Annotated in this window: 2 protein-coding genes; both read left to right on the forward strand. The window is 75.3% G+C overall.

Going from position 1 to position 1233, the window contains the following annotated elements; all coding sequences use genetic code 11:
* The coding region (locus AB0C29_RS49225; RefSeq protein ID WP_360835390.1) for a helix-turn-helix transcriptional regulator at window positions 1-343 on the forward strand (343 nt) is incomplete at its 5' end.
* Window positions 340-1233, forward strand: an 894-nt coding sequence (locus AB0C29_RS49230) for a nitrate- and nitrite sensing domain-containing protein (protein WP_360835392.1), incomplete at its 3' end; no start/stop codon positions are given. The genes AB0C29_RS49225 and AB0C29_RS49230, both read left to right, overlap by 4 nt.

Here is a 1233-nt window from a genome sequence, read left to right on the forward strand (position 1 = left end):
GGCGGCGATCCGCACCGCCGACCGCAAGGCGATGACGCTGCTGCTCGACTGTGCCCGCGCGTTGCAGGAACGGATCGCCGGGCCGCACGAGTCCGCCCCGGCCGCGGGCACCCGCTCGCGGGCCGGCGAGGGCGGTCCGCAACTGCTCAGCGAACGCGAGCGCGAGGTCGCCGCCCTGGTCCTGGAGGGACTGACCTACAAGCAGGTGGCCGAGCGGCTCTACCTCTCGGCCAAGACCGTGGAGCATCACATGGCCCGCATCCGGCAGCGTCTCGGGGTCACCGACCGGCAGGCCCTGCTGACCCGGCTGCGGGCCCTGATCGGTACGGGGGAGCAACGATGAGCACGCGGACAAAGGTGATCACCGGCCTGGCGCTGCTGGTCGCGCTCTGGGCGGCAGCCGCCGTACCCGCCGTCACCGAGGCGGTGCAGGTGATGTCGGCCCGGCTCACCGCGAACCACCTGAGCCGGCCGCTGGGCACACTGGTGCTCGCCCTGGAGGCGGAACGCCGGCTGTCGGCGGGTGAGTCGCCCGCAGGTCCGGAGCTGGCCGCCCAGCGGGCCCGTACCGATCGGAGCCGGCAGGAGCTGCGGACCACCCGGGACAGCTGGATCGCGTGGCTGGCCGGCACCGACGCCACCCGGCAGACCGACGAGCTGCTGGAGCGCACCGAGCGGCTGCCGGCCGTACGGGCCGAGGTGGACGGTGGGCAGGCGGTGCGCGAGCAGGCGGTCGACTCGTACACCGCGTTGATCGACCCGGCCGGTGTACGCACGCCGACGGTCTTCCCCGACCAGCTGGCCGGGTCCTCCGCCGGGTTGTCCGCGCTGAGCCGTTCCCGCGAGCTGCTGGCCGAGGAGGACGCCCACCTGGTCGCGACGGCCGGGCGCCGGGGCGGGCTCACCGAGGCCGACCGGGTACGGCTGTCCACCCTTTCCGGCGCGCGTCGCAGCCTGTTCGCGGCGGCCGGCAGTGATCTGCCCGCCACCACGGCGACGCAGTACCAGCAGCTCGCCGCCGACACCCGGCTGGCCGCGGCCGAGAGCCGGCTGCTGGCCGGCACCGGTGGCGCGCCGGACTGGTCCGCGGCGTACAACCAGGTCAACACCGGGCTGTGGGAGCTGCAGGCGAGCGGGACCCGGGCGGCGGCGGACGCGGCCACCGGGCATGCGGTCGTGACCGTGGTGCGGGCGGGGGTGGTCGGCGGGGTCGGGCTGATCGCGGTCATCGCC

Origin of the sequence: Actinoplanes sp. NPDC048791 (assembly GCF_040650095.1) — a bacterium.
Classification (GTDB): domain Bacteria; phylum Actinomycetota; class Actinomycetes; order Mycobacteriales; family Micromonosporaceae; genus Actinoplanes.